Annotated in this window: 14 protein-coding genes and 1 tRNA gene; 7 read left to right on the top strand and 8 right to left on the bottom strand. The window is 60.2% G+C overall.

Translation table 11 applies throughout. The annotated features are described in order from the left end of the window. Window positions 1-720 precede the first annotated feature (720 nt). From pgeF to ACT6QH_RS13575, 7 genes are all read right to left on the bottom strand, one after another. On the bottom strand, window positions 721-1,491 hold the full coding sequence (gene pgeF, locus ACT6QH_RS13605) for a peptidoglycan editing factor PgeF (protein WP_444975368.1): 771 nt from the start codon (window positions 1,489-1,491) through the stop codon (window positions 721-723). 102 nt (window positions 1,492-1,593) lie between these two features. Further along, entirely contained in the window at window positions 1,594-2,727 is a 1,134-nt protein-coding gene (locus tag ACT6QH_RS13600; RefSeq protein WP_444975351.1) for a class I SAM-dependent methyltransferase, read from the bottom strand. A 15-nt stretch (window positions 2,728-2,742) separates the two neighbouring features. Continuing rightward, entirely contained in the window at window positions 2,743-3,588 is an 846-nt protein-coding gene (gene lgt / locus ACT6QH_RS13595; protein WP_444975350.1) for a prolipoprotein diacylglyceryl transferase, read from the bottom strand. 190 nt (window positions 3,589-3,778) lie between these two features. Beyond that, a complete protein-coding gene (locus tag ACT6QH_RS13590) occupies window positions 3,779-5,254 on the bottom strand; it encodes a M48 family metalloprotease (RefSeq protein WP_444975367.1) in 1,476 nt (491 codons plus the stop codon). A gap of 92 nt (window positions 5,255-5,346) precedes the next feature. Continuing rightward, window positions 5,347-6,240 carry a thermonuclease family protein gene (locus tag ACT6QH_RS13585; RefSeq protein ID WP_444975349.1) on the bottom strand — a complete coding sequence of 298 codons (894 nt, stop codon included), beginning with the start codon at window positions 6,238-6,240 and terminating at the stop codon, window positions 5,347-5,349. A gap of 258 nt (window positions 6,241-6,498) precedes the next feature. Next, a complete protein-coding gene (locus tag ACT6QH_RS13580) occupies window positions 6,499-6,708 on the bottom strand; it encodes a cold-shock protein (protein WP_444975348.1) in 210 nt (69 codons plus the stop codon). Between the two features lie 420 nt (window positions 6,709-7,128). Then, window positions 7,129-7,204 (bottom strand) — tRNA-Ile (locus ACT6QH_RS13575). A gap of 185 nt (window positions 7,205-7,389) precedes the next feature. On the opposite strand from ACT6QH_RS13575, the gene ACT6QH_RS13570 reads away from it, so the two are divergent. The 6 genes from ACT6QH_RS13570 to ACT6QH_RS13545 all read left to right on the top strand — a co-directional run bounded on the left by ACT6QH_RS13570 (window position 7,390) and on the right by ACT6QH_RS13545 (window position 14,211). Next, entirely contained in the window at window positions 7,390-8,133 is a 744-nt protein-coding gene (locus tag ACT6QH_RS13570) for an SIMPL domain-containing protein (RefSeq protein WP_444975347.1), read from the top strand. Window positions 8,134-8,295: 162 nt separating this feature from the next. After that, window positions 8,296-8,970: an NUDIX hydrolase gene (locus ACT6QH_RS13565; protein WP_444975346.1), complete on the top strand. Its 675-nt coding sequence runs from the start codon at window positions 8,296-8,298 to the stop codon at window positions 8,968-8,970. 238 nt (window positions 8,971-9,208) lie between these two features. Beyond that, window positions 9,209-10,747, top strand: a complete 1,539-nt coding sequence (ffh, locus tag ACT6QH_RS13560) for a signal recognition particle protein (RefSeq protein ID WP_444975345.1) — start codon at window positions 9,209-9,211, stop codon at window positions 10,745-10,747. 66 nt (window positions 10,748-10,813) lie between these two features. After that, window positions 10,814-11,206, top strand: a complete 393-nt coding sequence (gene rpsP, locus ACT6QH_RS13555; protein ID WP_444975344.1) for a 30S ribosomal protein S16 — start codon at window positions 10,814-10,816, stop codon at window positions 11,204-11,206. A gap of 197 nt (window positions 11,207-11,403) precedes the next feature. Continuing rightward, a complete protein-coding gene (locus ACT6QH_RS13550) occupies window positions 11,404-12,558 on the top strand; it encodes a GGDEF domain-containing protein (RefSeq protein WP_444975343.1) in 1,155 nt (384 codons plus the stop codon). A 153-nt stretch (window positions 12,559-12,711) separates the two neighbouring features. Beyond that, window positions 12,712-14,211 carry a leucyl aminopeptidase gene (locus ACT6QH_RS13545; protein WP_444975342.1) on the top strand — a complete coding sequence of 500 codons (1,500 nt, stop codon included), beginning with the start codon at window positions 12,712-12,714 and terminating at the stop codon, window positions 14,209-14,211. A 133-nt stretch (window positions 14,212-14,344) separates the two neighbouring features. Here the strand turns inward: ACT6QH_RS13545 and ACT6QH_RS13540 are convergent, their stop codons facing one another. Beyond that, complete coding sequence (locus tag ACT6QH_RS13540) at window positions 14,345-14,725, bottom strand: hypothetical protein (protein ID WP_444975341.1); 381 nt, start codon at window positions 14,723-14,725, stop codon at window positions 14,345-14,347. 288 nt (window positions 14,726-15,013) lie between these two features. Between ACT6QH_RS13540 and ACT6QH_RS13535 the strand changes: the two genes are divergently transcribed. Continuing rightward, window positions 15,014-15,421 carry a hypothetical protein gene (locus tag ACT6QH_RS13535; RefSeq protein WP_444975340.1) on the top strand — a complete coding sequence of 136 codons (408 nt, stop codon included), beginning with the start codon at window positions 15,014-15,016 and terminating at the stop codon, window positions 15,419-15,421. Window positions 15,422-15,631 lie beyond the last annotated feature (210 nt).

Here is a 15,631-nt window from a genome sequence, read left to right as displayed (position 1 = left end):
CGTCCTCCGGGTATGGGTCCGAACCGTCCTGGTGGTCCGGGTGGTCCCGGCCGTCCTCCGGGCATGGGTCCGAACCGTCCTGGTGGTCCGGGTGGCCCCGGCCGTCCTCCGGGCATGGGTCCGAACCGTCCTGGTGGTCCGGGTGGCCCCGGCCGTCCTCCGGGTATGGGTCCGAACCGTCCTGGTGGTCCGGGTGGCCCCGGTCGTCCTCCAGGCATGGGTCCGAACCGTCCGGGTGGTTCTGTTCGCCCCCCTCCGGGAGGACGCCCGCATCAGGTGCGTCCCAATCAGAACAGGCCGCGTCCGCAGCAGGTTCGCCCGAACCGGCCGAGGCCCCAGCAGGTACGTCCCAATCGCAACCGGCCGCGCCCGCAACAGGTTCGCCCGAACCGGCAAAGGCCCCAGCAGGTTCGTCCCAATCGCAACCGGCCGCGTCCGCAGCAGGTTCGTCCGAACCGGCAAAGGCCCCAACGGATACGTCCGCGGCAGATGCGGCGCCAGCCTCAGCAGCATCGTCCTCGTCCGCAGCAGAACCGTCAAAGGCCGCAGTTCCCCCACCGCTAGAGGTTGGGGAAATGGCGGAGCTTCAGCCGCATGAAAAATGGAGAGTTCTGGAGCAGGCCGGATCATGCTTCATAAGCGGGGTACATGAAGCATGATCGCCTCTGGAGGGGCGGCGGTTGTGCAGCCCCTGCCGGAGCCATGAAGACGTGTCGTCTGTTATGGCGTGAGGGCGATGGCAGCGATCAGTCGGCCGTAATCGGCTTCACCCTGATGCGTGGTGCGCCGGTAGGAGTAGAACAGTTCCGGGTTTGAATAGGTATCCAGCCCCAGATCCTCGATCATGCCGATCCCGGCCTGTTCCAGCCGCAGGGCGATGAAGGCCGGCAGGTTGAATTGCCAGTGCGCGGCCTTGGGCGAAGGCACAAAGAAGCGCGCAAAACCCTCATCTTCGGCAATGAAACGGCTGCGAAACTCGTCTCCCACCTCATAGCTGGGCTGACGAATGAGAGGGCCGATGACGGCACGAATATGGCTGCGTGTCGCCCCCTGCTGTTCCATGAGGGTTACGGTATTGGCGAGCACCCCGCTAAATGCGCCCTTCCAGCCGGCATGGGTTGCAGCCACGATGCCGGCATTTGGGTCCGCAAACAATACGGGCCCGCAATCAGCCATGGAAATGCCAGCGCCAATGCCGGGCGTGCGGGTGACAATCGCATCTGCCTTGGGTGAATCCTCGCGCGCCCAGGGCGTGGTGGCCAGAACAGCATCCGGCGAATGAACTTGCCAGCAGGCCAGAAGATGCGTGGGCTGCACACTCAGGCTGCGAGCCATGCGAGCGCGGTTTTCCAGCACATGCTCAGAAATGTCGCTGGAACCGAGCCCACCATTCAGGCTCTCATAAACACCGCTGGAAACGCCGCCTTTGCGGGTGAAAAAAGCATGGCGAATGCCCGGCAGACCACTGAGGGAGGGCGCTTCGATTTTCATGCCGAAATCCGTCTGGTTATTCATCTCCGGACCTCTGAAACTGGTGTCGCCGGGTGGAGGGCACCCACAAGGGGCATGTGCAGAAAGTGAAAGCGGCGGCTCTTAATCTTTCATGCGCTCGGTGGTGTCGAAAGCGGGCAGGGCGCCGAGGTCTGGGTGGCCAAGCGCCAGAACCTTGAACAGAACGCCCATTTCATCCGGCCCGCTGCCACACAGGCGGGAGACCGCAGCCAATATGGCGTTCTGTGTCGCCTCATCCTTGCCCTGCATCAGCCCTTGCGCACGTTGGGCCAAGCCAAGCCGCATGAGGAAATCTCCCTGGCCGGGCAGACCATGGGCCAGAAGGCCCTCCCCTTTGGCTGTTTTGGCGAGGGCGGCAAAATCCACATGCGCTGTCAGGTCAGCTTCACCGGGATGAGCCAGCGGATCTGCATAATGGTGGTGCTCCAGCGCCTGTAATGTATCGCCATAGCCACCCCCATGGCCATAATCAATAATGAGCGCGGCCCCGCCTTGTGACGCGAGACGACGGGCCAGCGCGCGCGCCGCGGAAAGGTCCAGTCGCTCCAGTATGGCCCCCTCATGGGGTGGTGGGAGATGGGCTGCATAATGAGAGGCGAGGGGGGAAGGAGCAGCTTCCAGACCGAAAATCAGCCGGCCCTCATCATCCAGCCCCACGCGTCGCTCGTGCCAGTAGCCCTTGGTGTAGAGGTACTGATCTATGGGCAGGGCATCGAAAAACTCATTGGCCAGAACAATGGCGGGCCCCTCGGGCACATCCTCGATGCGGTCATGCCAGAAGGTGCTGACACCACTGTTTTCAAGAGCGCGCTGTTGCGCCTGCCGCAAGACCGGGCTGGTTTCCACCAGATGGACCTGCGCGGCTTGCGAAAAGGCTGGTAGCAGGCGCGCCGCTCTCAGGGCATCGGCCATCAGCGTGCCGCGACCGGGGCCCAACTCGATCAGTTGGAAGACGGGTGGTGACCCCATCTGCTGCCACAGTGCGGCTGCCCACAGGCCCAGAAGTTCACCGAACATCTGGCTGATTTCCGGCGCGGTGGTGAAATCTCCCGCTGCGCCCAGGGGATCGCGCGTGAGATAATAGCCGTGGCGTGGGTGCCCCAGACACAGCGCCATATAGCGGCTGATGGGCAAGGGCCCTTCATGCCGGATGAGGTTGCGGATTTCCAGGCCCAGAGGCGTTTCACCTTGCGGCAGCGTGTGCGGCGTGGTCATGCGGCTCTCCCGGTTTCAGCGGGTGTTTCGGGGCGCGGCTGCGGTTGTGAGCGGTGGTTGCCGGAGGGCGTGAAGCATGAGGACGAGGCCAGCCAAAAGAAGTGGCACGGAGAGCCATTGCCCCATAGTGGTGCCAAAGGCCAGATAACCCAGTTGCGGGTCCGGCTCGCGGAAGAACTCCACAATGATGCGTGCCAGTGCATAGCCGATGGCGAAGAGGCCGGTGGCGAGGCCGGGCCGCCGCAGCCCGCCCAGCCGCACAAGAAGCATCATGACAAGAAACAGGATGAGCCCTTCCAGAGCCGCCTCATAAAGCTGGCTGGGGTGGCGCGGAATATTGCCGCCATTGGGAAAGATCACCGCCCAGGCGACATCTGTCGGGCGACCCCACAATTCAGAATTGATGAAATTGGCGAGGCGGCCAAACAGCAGGCCGAGGGGAGCTACCACCCCGGCCACATCCAGCATGGACAATATGCGGATACCGCGCGAACGGGCAAACCACAGCAGAGCCAGAATGGTGCCCGCCAACCCGCCATGGAAGGACATGCCCCCCTTCCACACTGCGATGATTTCACCGGGGTTCGCGGCGTAATAGGAAAAATTGTAGAACAGCACATAGCCAATGCGCCCGCCCAGTATGACGCCGAGTGTCGCCCAGAACAGCGCGTCATCCAGATCCTGCGGCTTCATGGGTGCCACGCCGCCCCACAGTGCCGGCCGGGACACCAGAGCCCGCGCCAGCAGCCAGCCCAGCACAAGCCCGGCAATATAGGCGAGGGCATACCAGCGGATGGCGAGAGGGCCGATTTCCACCAGAACGGGGTCAATGGTGGGGAAGGGCAGGGCGAGCATGGTCATGAAATCCCCGGATGATGGCGCATGTGCTGTGTGTGGCGCAGGTATCTGCGCCATGGGTCGGGTGATGTGTGGATGTGCGCAGGGCCTGCGCCAGCGGATCGGATTATGGCTACCCGTTGTGACGCGGCTCCATGGCTGCGGTCAAGTTGATGATATGGCCCATGGATGTGCCCATTGGCGAACGGGCCTTCTATTCCGAGATGATCTTGACCCTGTCGCCATATTTCAGCTTGTCGCCGGCCTTCAGTCCATTGAGATTGAGGAAAAGTTCCATCTGCTGGCTGGGTACCATCATGCGCCGGGCCAGCTTGGCGGGCGTATCTCCAAAGCCGACTGTCTCGACGCGGATGCGCAGCGGGCGCACGGTTTGCGCCTCACGCGTTGATACGCGGCGGAAGGTGCCGGCGGCGGCGCGGAATTGCTTGTCGATCTGCGGGGTCAGATCGCGAGCCGCGAAGATGATGCGGTACACATCCGAGCCGAAGCGGATGGCATACATGCGGAAGGACCATTGCTCCCCGCGTGCGACAGCCGTGGTGGCGGAAAAGCCGTTGATGGTGAGGGTCTCGACGGTATCAATTTGCACGCCCTCAATCCAGCCGGAGGCCAGATACTGGCCGAGAGACTGGCTGGAGGGTACACGCACGGCATCCAGCCGGATGGCTTCGTGCCCATTCTCGCTTGCGCCGAGGACAGCCTGAGAGGTGTTCTCCAGCGAAAAGCCTTGCGGAGCCGTGAATGTGAAGCCCAGCTTGGGATGGAAAAAACGGTTCTCCCGCACAAAGCCTTCTTTTGGATCATCGCCATAAACCATGCCATCAAGCTTGGCGAGATAGAGGCTCTTGTCGCGCTCGCCCATATCCGGGTCGGCATATTGGCGCGCATTGGCGAGGGCCACGGTGATGCGCTCCGGCGTTGCGGGATGGGACGAAAGAAAATCCTGCTGCTGTTGCTTCGCGCCGGGCTTGCCCTTGGCGGCTGCGCGCATATCGCCATAGTCTTCCATGCTTTTGAGGAAGCGTGTGGCGCCATAAGGGTCAAAACCCGCGCGCGCGGCGATGCCAACGCCAATGGCATCGGCTTCCAGCTCCTGCCCGCGGGAGAATGAGGCCAGTGTGTGCTTGTTCTTCTGCATGGCCAGAGCACCGAGATCCGGATCATGCACAACATCGGAAATGACGCGGTTGACCAGAACAGCCTGCTTCACCTGCCCTTCACGGATGGAGGCATGGCTGGCAATGACATGCGCCATTTCATGCGCGAGCACGGAGGACAGCTCTGAGGTGTCATTGGCCAGGGCCAGAAGGCCGCGGGTGACATAAAGCGAGCCGTTGGGCAGGGCAAAGGCATTGATGGCCGGAGAATTGAGGATCGTGACGCGATATGTCAGATCCGGCCGTTCAGAGGCGGCCACCAGCCGTTCCACCGTTTGCTGGATGAGCGCCTTCAACTCCGGGTCATTATAGGCCCCGCCATAGCTGGCCACGAGCTTTTCATGCTCGCGCCGCTGGGTTGGGTTCATATCCGCATAATCTGATGCCGGGGCGGGGGAGGTGAGGGGCAAACTGTTCGAATCAACCTCGAACCTGGCACAGGCCGAAAGCAGCAGCGGAACGGCCAGTATCGCGAACAGGCGAGCAAAAGGCGTGTGCGCGGCGGGAGGCACGCGCGCAGCATCCGGGCGCGCGCATGTGCGCGAGCAGAACGCCCGGCTCAGGCGTGCCCACCCCTTATGGACCAGAGCGCTTTCTTGTTCGCTCACTTGCTGTCCCGCTCCTCGTCTGATGGCGTCCACCACGCCACATTTTCCGCCTTGTGGATGAATATGGCCGGGCCACCTTCTTCCTGAACCACACCGCGCACATGCATGAAAGTGCCGCGCAACATGGCAGGATCAAGATTATTGCCAAAGATGGTGGCGAAATCCTTCCTCGCCAGCATGATTGTGAAATCTTCTGACCAGCGTGGCCCAAAGTTCACATAAATGCGGTTGCGGGTTACCCCCACCGCCTGAACCCGCCCTTCCACAAGAGTGAAAAGCCCTGCATGGGCTGCCAGCGCGACTTCGTCTTGTGCTTCAACGATGGTGCGCGGCAAGGCCCAGATACCGCTCCGGGCTTGCCGGGCGAGTGCCTCGGTGGCCAGAAGGGCTTGGTTGCAGGCTAGATTGGCTGCGCGGCGAATTTGGTTGCGTGGAGGTTGTATTTCGACAGGCCGGGCAAGGCCAGCACCAGCGCGCAGAAGGGATAGGGTCGCATCTTCGCCTGTTTCCAGAGTGGCGCGGCCATTCAGCCTGCCATATCGATCCGCCCAAATATGTGTCAGATGCAGGGGCTGCCCGTGAAAGGTTGTGGCCATAGCCTTGCGGGCCGCCCGGACCACATCCGCCTCAGCCGTGAGGCGGGAGGGCAGGGCGATACCTTCAGGCAAGAAGGTTTGCCCGTTTGTCAGTAAGAGGCTGCCATTCTCAGTCAGTTCCTTGATGTAAAGGGCGGTTCCTTCTGCCGGTAGTTGTGGGGGCACAATGGTCGCTGGGGCGGATATGGGGCAGGGGCCGACTGAAACGCTCTCTTCCGCCATTGCGCCATGGGGCGATGCCGGCAAAGCCAGTGCCGTGACGAGTAGCAGAAACGGGCGGAAGCGAGGTGACATATCGGCCTTGCATGGGGAAGAGACATGCGGGCTTGTGTCATTCACCAATCCGCAGATCAGAGACTAGAACAAAAAAGGAACGCGATCAAGCGGAGAGACACACGGGACCCTTCGCGGGTTGTTTGCCGATAGGGCTGTGAGGGGTTTTTCAAGGGTCTCATGCAAACGGAAAAAGGCCGGGCATTGCCCGGCCTTTACATGCAGATACTAAAGACTCATGCCAGTACATCCGTGGTCAAGAGCCTGTATCGCCTGGTTTCACTGTTCCTGAAGATTCTCGGCGGCCGTTTTGCCGCTGCGGCGATCAATGACCGCTTCAAAGCTGACTTTCTGGCCTTCGACCAAGGTCTGCATGCCAGAGCGCTCAACGGCAGAGATGTGGACGAACACATCCGGGGAGCCATCTTCCGGCTGAATGAAGCCAAAACCCTTGGTGGTGTTGAAGAACTTCACGGTACCGATTGTCATGACGATTCCTTTCAAACCGACACGGTTATCGTCGTCTGACTGTGCGCCAGACGCTCGAAATTTCGAATTTGAGAGGAAAATATCGCAGATGCGCTAACGCGCAGTAACAAAGTTCGTCAGCAAGTTCGATCGGTCCTGTATAAAGGTGGATTGTGTTCAAGGTAAGGCTTTATATCCGGCCGGGTGCGCCCATTTTATTTTAAAAACACTGATGGTCGCGAGCGCTCTCTTCGGTAGTGTGCCCATGAAGGTTGAGCCCGCAGAGGGGTGAGGGGGCCTTTTTGCGTTGGACTCCGGTTACTGACGAGAGAAGGCCGCAACTGGTGGTTAGAGGCTCTTGAAGATCTAGAGAGCAGGTTCAACGCGACCTGAGGGGAAACCGTAAAGTCGCCAAAAATCTTCATAACACATTGAAAACATTGGTAGGCCCGGAGGGACTCGAACCCCCAACCAGACCGTTATGAGCGGTCGGCTCTAACCATTGAGCTACGGGCCCGCCGCATGTTGCGGCTGGAATAAACGCATTTTGCGCGATTCCATATCTTCATGTGCTCTATCAAGCTTGCGCGTGCAGAACAACCATTGATGCAGCCGGAGTGGATGAGCTGGCAGGGGAGATGCCGTAATCACGCCGTGTTCGCAGGGTGATGTGAAGTGCAATGTGCCAGCAGGAGGATCCCCATGCGCGCTTTCCCGGTTCAGGTTTCGTCTCTTCGCCTTTCGATGCTCGCCGCAGTGGCGGGGATGGGGCTGGCGGTGGCAGGCTTTGCCCCACAGGCGGCGCAGGCGGCCACAGTTCGGGTTACGGGTGAGGCCGTTGTTTCCGCCACGCCGGATATGGCCTCATTTTCCACCGGAGTGGTGAGCCGGGGCAAGACCGCGGGAGAAGCGATGGCCGCCAATACACAGGCCGTCAGCGCCGTGATCGAGGCTATCAAAGCGGCTGGCATTGGCTCGCGTGATATTTCGACGAGCAATTTCTCGGTGCAGCCGCAATATGTGTATCCGAAGGCCGGCAGCCGTGAGGAGCCGCGCCTTGTGGGTTTTGATGTGCGCAATACGGTGCAGGTTACAGTGCGAGATCTCTCGATTCTGGGGGGCTTGCTGGACAAGATGGTCCAGTCTGGCGCAAATGAGGCTTCGGGGTTGTCTTTCACCGTGTCGAACCGCGCCCGGCTGGAGCAGCAGGCTCAGGTTGAAGCGGTGAAGAATGCCATGGAGCAGGCCAGGGCCGTGGCGGAGGCGGCTGGGCTGCGGGTGACACGGATTGTATCTGTTGAACCCAGCGCCAATGCTCCCATGCCGGTCCGCCCGATGGCGGTGATGATGCGCGCCGAGGGTAACCAGAAGGCGGTTCCGGTTGAGGCCGGCGAGATTGATGTGCAGGCGCGGGCCGTTCTTGTTTATGAGGCGGAGGCGCGCTGAGGCGGGTTGGAATTTCGCTCTGCCGGGGCAATATATCCCGGCGGAGCGATGATTGGTCGTCGGGGGGCGATCAGGAGTTGCAGCCCGGTCGTACTTCTGGCCTGATGGCCGGAAAGAACAGGCGGCCTGCTTCTTGCTGGTCCGCTCAGGTGGGGCATATCTGTGACAACAGGCAAGGCATCCAAGGGCAAGAAGGGTATATCCCAGTTCGAGACCAGTCGTCCGGGACGGCGGGTGCAGTATGCTGCATTGCCTTATCGCGTGCGGGAAGATGGGCGGGTTCAGCTTCGCCTCATCACTTCGCGGGAAACCCGGCGCTGGGTCATTCCCAAGGGGTGGCCGATGAAGGGCATCTCTCCGGCGAAGGCCGCCGCGCGCGAGGCTTATGAGGAAGCGGGCCTGCTTGGCCCCATCGCCCGTGAGGCGCTGGGCATCTACTGCTATGAGAAGCGCCTCGCCGTGCGCTCTGTCATGTGTGATGTCATGGTGTTTCCCCTCAAGGTGAAGCGCCAGGCTTCAAACTGGCCGGAGCGTACTCAGCGAGAGGGGTTCTGGTTCTCAGTGGAAAGCGCCGCGAATGCCGTGCAGGAAGAGGATCTGAAGCTGCTGATCCTCGGCTTTGGCGATATCATGGCGCGTAAATGGGAAAAAAAGCAGGCAGCCGGCGGTAAGTCGCAGGTCAAGGTGGCGCAGCTCGCCTCATTGGAAGTGGCTGAGGAAGAGAAGGCGGACAGCTCTGGCCAGGCGAAACCTGTGACGGCGAATTCCAACAGGCAGGCGGAGAAGGGTGGGAAAGCCTCATCCGCCCCGGAAAAGCTGGATCGCAAGGCCTCCTGAATGGGGCGTGGCAGGTGGGCTGTTCCAATCTGGCGCAACATATTTGCCATATGCCGCCGGAACTGTTAAACAGCGCGCCTTCACAAGGACGGCCATGCCGATTCCGCCGCCCGGGCCTCGAGCCCGGAGGTTCCCGCCCGACAGCGCGTTGCGCCCTCGGGCGCGTTTTGCGTTGCCCTTCAGGCGGCATGAAGCGTTATGGTTGCGTCCCCAGTGAAACCGAAACAGACGGGCAGCCATGTTCGATACCCTCTCAGACCGCCTTGGCGGCATACTCGACAAGCTGAAGCGGCGCGGCGCTCTGACCGAGGCTGACGTCGGCGAAGCCATGCGCGAGGTCCGCCGGGCCCTCATCGAGGCCGACGTGGCGCTGGATGTGGTGCGTTCCTTCACTGACAGGCTGCGCAAGCGCGCCGTGGGTGTGGAAGTCATCAAGTCCGTCACCCCCGGCCAGATGGTGGTGAAGCTGGTTCATGATGAACTGGTCGCCACGCTCGGCTCTGACGCACAGCCGATTGATCTGAATGCGCCTGCGCCTCTGCCCATCCTCATGGTTGGCTTGCAGGGCTCGGGTAAAACCACCTCCACCGCCAAGATTGCCAAGCGCCTGACGGAACGCCAGAAGCGCAAGGTGTTGATGGCCTCGCTCGATACCCGCCGCCCGGCGGCCATGGAGCAGCTGGCTACGCTGGGCCAGCAGGTGGAGGTGGCGACCCTGCCCATCATTGCCGGCCAGTCCGCCGTGCAGATCGCGAAGCGTGCGCTCGATGCGGCGCGCCTCGGCGGCTACGATGTGGTGATGCTGGATACCGCCGGTCGTGTGACGCTCGATGAAGGGCTCATGGCGGAAGTGGCCGAGGTAAAGGCCATCACCAAGCCGCATGAAGTGCTGCTGGTGGCCGATAGCCTCACCGGCCAGGATGCGGTGAATACCGCCAAGGCCTTTGATGAGCGCGTGGGCCTTTCCGGCATCGTGCTGACCCGTGCGGATGGTGACGGGCGCGGTGGCGCGGCGCTCTCCATGCGGGCTGTCACCGGCAAGCCTATCAAGCTGCTCGGTACGGGCGAAAAGATGGACGCGCTGGAGGATTTCGATCCTCAGCGGGTGGCGGGTCGCATTCTCGGCATGGGCGACGTGGTCGCCCTTGTGGAGAAGGCCGCCGAGAATATTGATATCGAGAAGGCCAAGCGCGTCGCAGACAAGATGCGCAAGGGGGCCTTCGATCTCGAGGATCTGCGCGACCAGCTTTTGCAGATGCAGAAAATGGGCGGGCTTGGCGGGCTTATGGGCATGCTGCCGGGCGTGGCCAAGATGAAAAACCAGATTGCGTCTGCCAATCTGGATGACAAGGTGTTCAAGCGGCAGGTCGCCATCATCAATTCGATGACGCGCAAGGAGCGCGCGACTCCCAAATTGCTGGACGCCTCGCGCAAGCGCCGCATTGCTGCCGGTTCCGGCACCAAGGTGGAAGAGATCAACCGCCTGCTGAAGATGCATCGCCAGATGGCCGATGTGATGAAGGCCATGGGCGGCAAGGCGGGCAAGCGTGGCCCGCTGGCCGGCCTTGCCAACATGATGGGCTTCAAGGGCGGCGCGCCTTCTCCCGAAATGTTGCAGGAGATGGCGGAGAAGATGGGTGGTCCCGGCGGTGGTGGGGGTGTGCCCACCAACTTCCCCGGTCTGCCGGGTGGTGGTTTGCCGTCACAATTCCCCGGTGGTTTGCCTGGCCTGCCGAAAAGTTTTCCCGGCCTTGGTGGCCCCGGAAAAAAGAAATAAGGCCCGGCGCGCGCCGTCAGCCTTCCGAAAATCTCTTAATTCAGACATTGAACAAAGGAAAATCATATGTCCCTGAAGATCCGCCTCTCCCGTGGTGGCGCCAAGAAGCGCCCTTACTACCGCATCGTTGTGGCCGATTCCCGCGCCCCGCGTGATGGTCGTTTCATCGACCGTATCGGTTCTTTCAACCCGCTGCTGGCCAAGGATGCCGACAACCGCGTGGTGCTGGACGTGGAGAAGGCCAAGGCCTGGCTTGAAAAGGGTGCGCAGCCGACCGATCGCGTCGCGCGTTTCTTCGATGAGGCTGGCCTTCTGAAGCGTGAGGCCCGCAACAACCCGAAGAAGGGTGAGCCGGGCGACAAGGCCAAGGAGCGCGCCGCCGAGAAGGCCGAGAAGGCTGCTGCCGCCAATGCCTCGGCTGAAGAGCCGGCCGCTGAGGAGGCCGCTTCCGCCGAGTGAGGCTGAAGCTTCTCCCTCTTCATGAGGGGGCTGATGAATTGAGACAGCCGCGGTTGCCTGTGCGCCGCGGCTGTCTCATAAAGGAAGTCGCAAGTTGAAGGTCGCCGCGAAATAAGCTGTTTTTTGCTCCATTATGTATTTCATGCCTCGGTCAGATCGGCAGTCGCTTGAATGTGGAGAACGCAGGATGAGCGCCAATGGACAGTAGTTACCATCTGGATGCCTATACGCTCTTTACTGTCAATGCGGTCTCATTGTTTGTATTTGCGGTCGTCTATATTTTTGCTTGGGTGGGTCAGAATAACCGGATTTACTGGGCCAATCTTGCCATTTCGAATGTGCTGCTTTCTATCGCATTCATTATGTTTTCCTGGTTGATCGACACCAGGAACCCAAATCTTCTGTTTCCAAATTGCCTTCTCGTCATTGGGTTGAGCTTTCGCTGGCAGGCTGTGCGTGCCTTTTTCGGCCATGCGCCATCTTTTACCTTTTCAGCGCTTCTCACATTTCTGGTTTTTATTTTACTTTATTTTGAGAAACATATTGGTGCCAGTATTGTATTTGGTGGCGTCAATATCGCTATTTCTGCGCAGATTGTTGTTATCATTTATACTCTGGCTTCAGAGCGTCAGGAGCGATTGTCCTCGCGCTGGGGGCTGGTGGCAGCCTATGGCATCATTCTTGTCTCTTCCATCCTGCGCACTGCACAGGGCTGGTTGCTTGAGCAGGGCATGAGCAGCCTGCTTCCGGGCGATGGCTTTCTGCACATTCACCTTTTTTCTGCGGCGATCCATATCGTTGCCTCGGGCGCTTTTTCCCTCTCAATGGCCTATGAGCGGGGAGCGATCGCGCTGCGTCGCGTCGCTTTGCACGATGCTCTTACGGGGCTGCCAAACCGTCAGGGGCTGGAGCAAAAGTTGCAAGCCAATTTCAGCGACGGTTTCAGAAATTGCGCGATTTTCATTATTGATATCGATAAGTTCAAGAGCATCAATGATATGTATGGGCATGTCATTGGCGATCATGCCATTCGGCAATGCGGGCAGATCATCGCCAGAAATCTGCGCGAGCAGGATTTCGCGGCGCGTATCGGTGGCGAAGAATTTCTCATCATCATCGCGCACATTTCAGTAGAGCAGGCCGCTCAACGCGCGGAGCATATGCGGCAGGCCATTGAAAATGAACATATTCAGGTGGGAGAGGCAGAGGTGCATTTCACGGTGAGTGTGGGAATCGCCTACACAGACACCTCGCATGTTCCTTTCTCGGAGCTGATGGCGCAGGCGGATCGTCAGCTCTACAAGGCAAAGGAAGCCGGACGTAACCGTGTGCATGCCACTGTGTGTGCATGATATTGACCGATGTTTCGCCTTTGTATTCCTGTTCAGTTGATATGAGGCATGGTCCTGATGCCTTCAGTGCTGTTGTCATTGCTCAGCCTGATATGCCCTGAGCAGGAACCAGAAATTCGGCCTGACTCAATTCTTCATGCTCTGGAGTATCGCATGTCCGAACCTGTGAATATCTCGTTTGCCAAGCTCAGCGCAGCCCCGAAAGGTGTGCTGATCGTGCTCACCGACGAGAGCCTGGCCTTCGGCCCTATTGCGCAGAAGCTGCTAAACCCGGTCGATGACGCCCTGACACGGGCTTTCGATGCCGAGCGTTTCAAGGGCAAGGCTTTCAGCTGCGTGGATATGCTGGCGCCGGCCGGCCTTCAGCAGGTGCCGCGTCTTGTCATCATCTCCGTCGGCAAGGCGGATGAGCTGAAGGCGAAGGATTTTCTCAAGCTGGGCGGCGTCATCGCCGGGCGCATTCCTGCTGGCGCAAAGGAGGCCACGGTGGTGGCTGAGCTGCCCGGTGGCTCTCTGGCGGCGGAAGATGTGGCCGAACTGGCTTTGGGCCTGCGTCTGCGCAGCTATGCCTTTGATCGCTACAAGACAAAGAAGAAGGACGAACCCGCCCGCGAGAGCCTTGAGCTTCACCTTCAGGTGGCCGAAGAGGCCTCGGCTGAAAAGGCCTGGACCACCCGCGAGGCCGTGGGTGAAGGCGTGCTCTTTGCGCGGGATCTGGTGAATGAGCCGCCAAATGTGCTGGACCCGCCGGAATTCGCCCGTCGGGCGCAGGAGCGTCTGTCCGCCGTGGGTGTTGAGGTGGATGTGCTGGACGAACCGGCACTGGCCAAGCTGAATATGCGCGCGCTGCTGGGGGTGGGGCAGGGCTCCATCAAGGAAAGCCGCGTGGTGGTGATGCGCTGGAATGGCGGCAAGAAGGATGAGGCTCCGCTCGCCTTTATCGGCAAGGGCGTGACCTTCGACAGCGGCGGCATCTCCATCAAGCCCGGCGCTGGCATGGAAGACATGAAGGGCGATATGGGTGGCGCGGCCTGCGTTACCGGCACGCTCTATGCGCTGGCGGCCCGCAAGGCCAAGGTCAATGCCATTGGCGTCATCGGCCTGGTTGAGAATATGCCGGATGGCGCGGCGCAGCGTCCGGGGGATATCGTCACCTCCATGTCCGGCCAGACCATCGAGATCATCAACACGGATGCGGAAGGCCGGCTCGTGCTGGCAGATGTGCTCTGGTACACGAAGGAAACCTTCAAGCCGAAGCTGATGGTGGATCTCGCCACCCTCACCGGAGCCATCATGGTGGCGCTGGGGCAGGAATATGCCGGTCTCTTCTCCAATGATGATGAACTGGCCGAGGCACTGACCGCTGCTGGCGCCAGCAGTGGTGAGAAGGTGTGGCGCATGCCGCTCGCCCCGGAATATGACAAGCTGATCGACAGCAAGTTCGCCGACATGAAGAATACCGGCGGGCGCTTTGGCGGTTCCATCACGGCGGCGCAGTTCCTGCAACGTTATGTCGACAAGACACCTTGGGCGCATGTGGATATTGCCGGCACGGCCATGGCGTCGCCGGCCAGCGATATCAACAAGAGCTGGGGCGCGGGCTGGGGTGTGCGTCTGCTGGACCGGCTGGTGGCCGAAAATCACGAAGGCTGAACGGGTATCGCAGGGGCGGCGAGCGCCCCTGCATCTTTTCCGCTGGGAATATAAAAAAGGGCGCCTTCATGTGGGGCGCCCTTTTTCATGTCAGCACTTGCCGGGGCGTGATGCCGGCCCTGAACAGTCAGTTTCAGGCCGGCTCGACAGAAATGATGCGGAAGGTGTGCATGTCATCATCTTCCTTCACGGAGATATATTCGCCCACCACGAAATTTTCATCCCCGAAGCGATAGCCGGGCTCATCATCATCGGTGCCGTTGACATCATAGCGGAAGGCCCAGCTTCCGCCGGGGCGGCGCAGCAGATGGCCGACTTCGTCTTTCTCGTCCGGGCGGAACTTTACAACACGGCACATATCACGATGCTTGTGCCACATGTCGGGGTCGATTTTCCCGCCTTCCTTCAGTGGCAGAACAAAGGTGTAGCCGAATTCACGGGAGCCTTCGGGGAAGTCCTTTTCCCGGGCCAGTTCCATGCGCACCCGGTGGAAGCCTTGCGGAAGCTCGCTCATTCTTCTCTCCCCCCATGCAGCATCAGCTTGATGCCCCATTTGTTTCAACAGAAGCTGGCGCACGAATGCGCAACATTATCATGTCAAAACATGCGCCATCCTCTTTCTCCGTTTTACGGGCTTGCGAAAGATCTGGATAGAGGCAGAATAGATAGCATGTGTTCATATCGCTGAATTTGATATGGCGCATTGTCCTGTGTCGAACTTTGCCGGATGCTTGGCTGATAGAGTTAAAGCAGTCAGGGGGCGCTGGCGTATGGCACCGCCGGTGTGAGAAGGAGACGCCAGATGACCAATAACCCGTTTTTTCCGAATATGGCCAAGGCCTGGAACCCCGGTGCGTGGAATACGGATGCGCTGAACAGCAACGCATTCAGCCCCGCTGCGTGGAATGCGGGCATGCCGGCGGCCGGCTGGCCCATGACCATGTGGAAAAACCTCTATTTCGATTGCCCGGTAGCGGTTGCTTCTCACTTCCAGTCTTTTCTGGGTCGCCGTGCGCAGGAGCAGATGCAGTTTTTCTCCGAGCTTTCCCGCGAGCAGAATGCTGCCAATATGCTGACCAAGGAAATGTCCTATTTCCAGCAGGCCGCCATGGCTTGGAATACGGAAATGATGGAACTGGCCGAGCTGGTGCAGAGCAAGATTTCCTCTTCCGCCCAGTTGCCGGCCGCAACGGGCAAGAATCAGGCCTGATAGGCTTGTGGGTTGCCCCTGTTTGATGCAGGGGAAGGTGAGATGATGCCGGCGACAGCTCCTGTCGCCGGTTTTTCTTTATGTGGTTGTGTGTCGGGGCTGCCTTGCCTCCGCAGGTTCTATCTCGTCTCTTTTGCAAGGCGGACGCGGCTGCGATATCGCGGGGCTTGCAGGAAGGCGGCATGCGCGCCATTTTCCCTGCCCCGAGGC

This window comes from Haloleucobacter albus (genome assembly GCF_052492075.1).
Note: the sequence above shows the minus strand (reverse complement) of the source record. Positions and strands in the feature narration are given on the sequence as shown.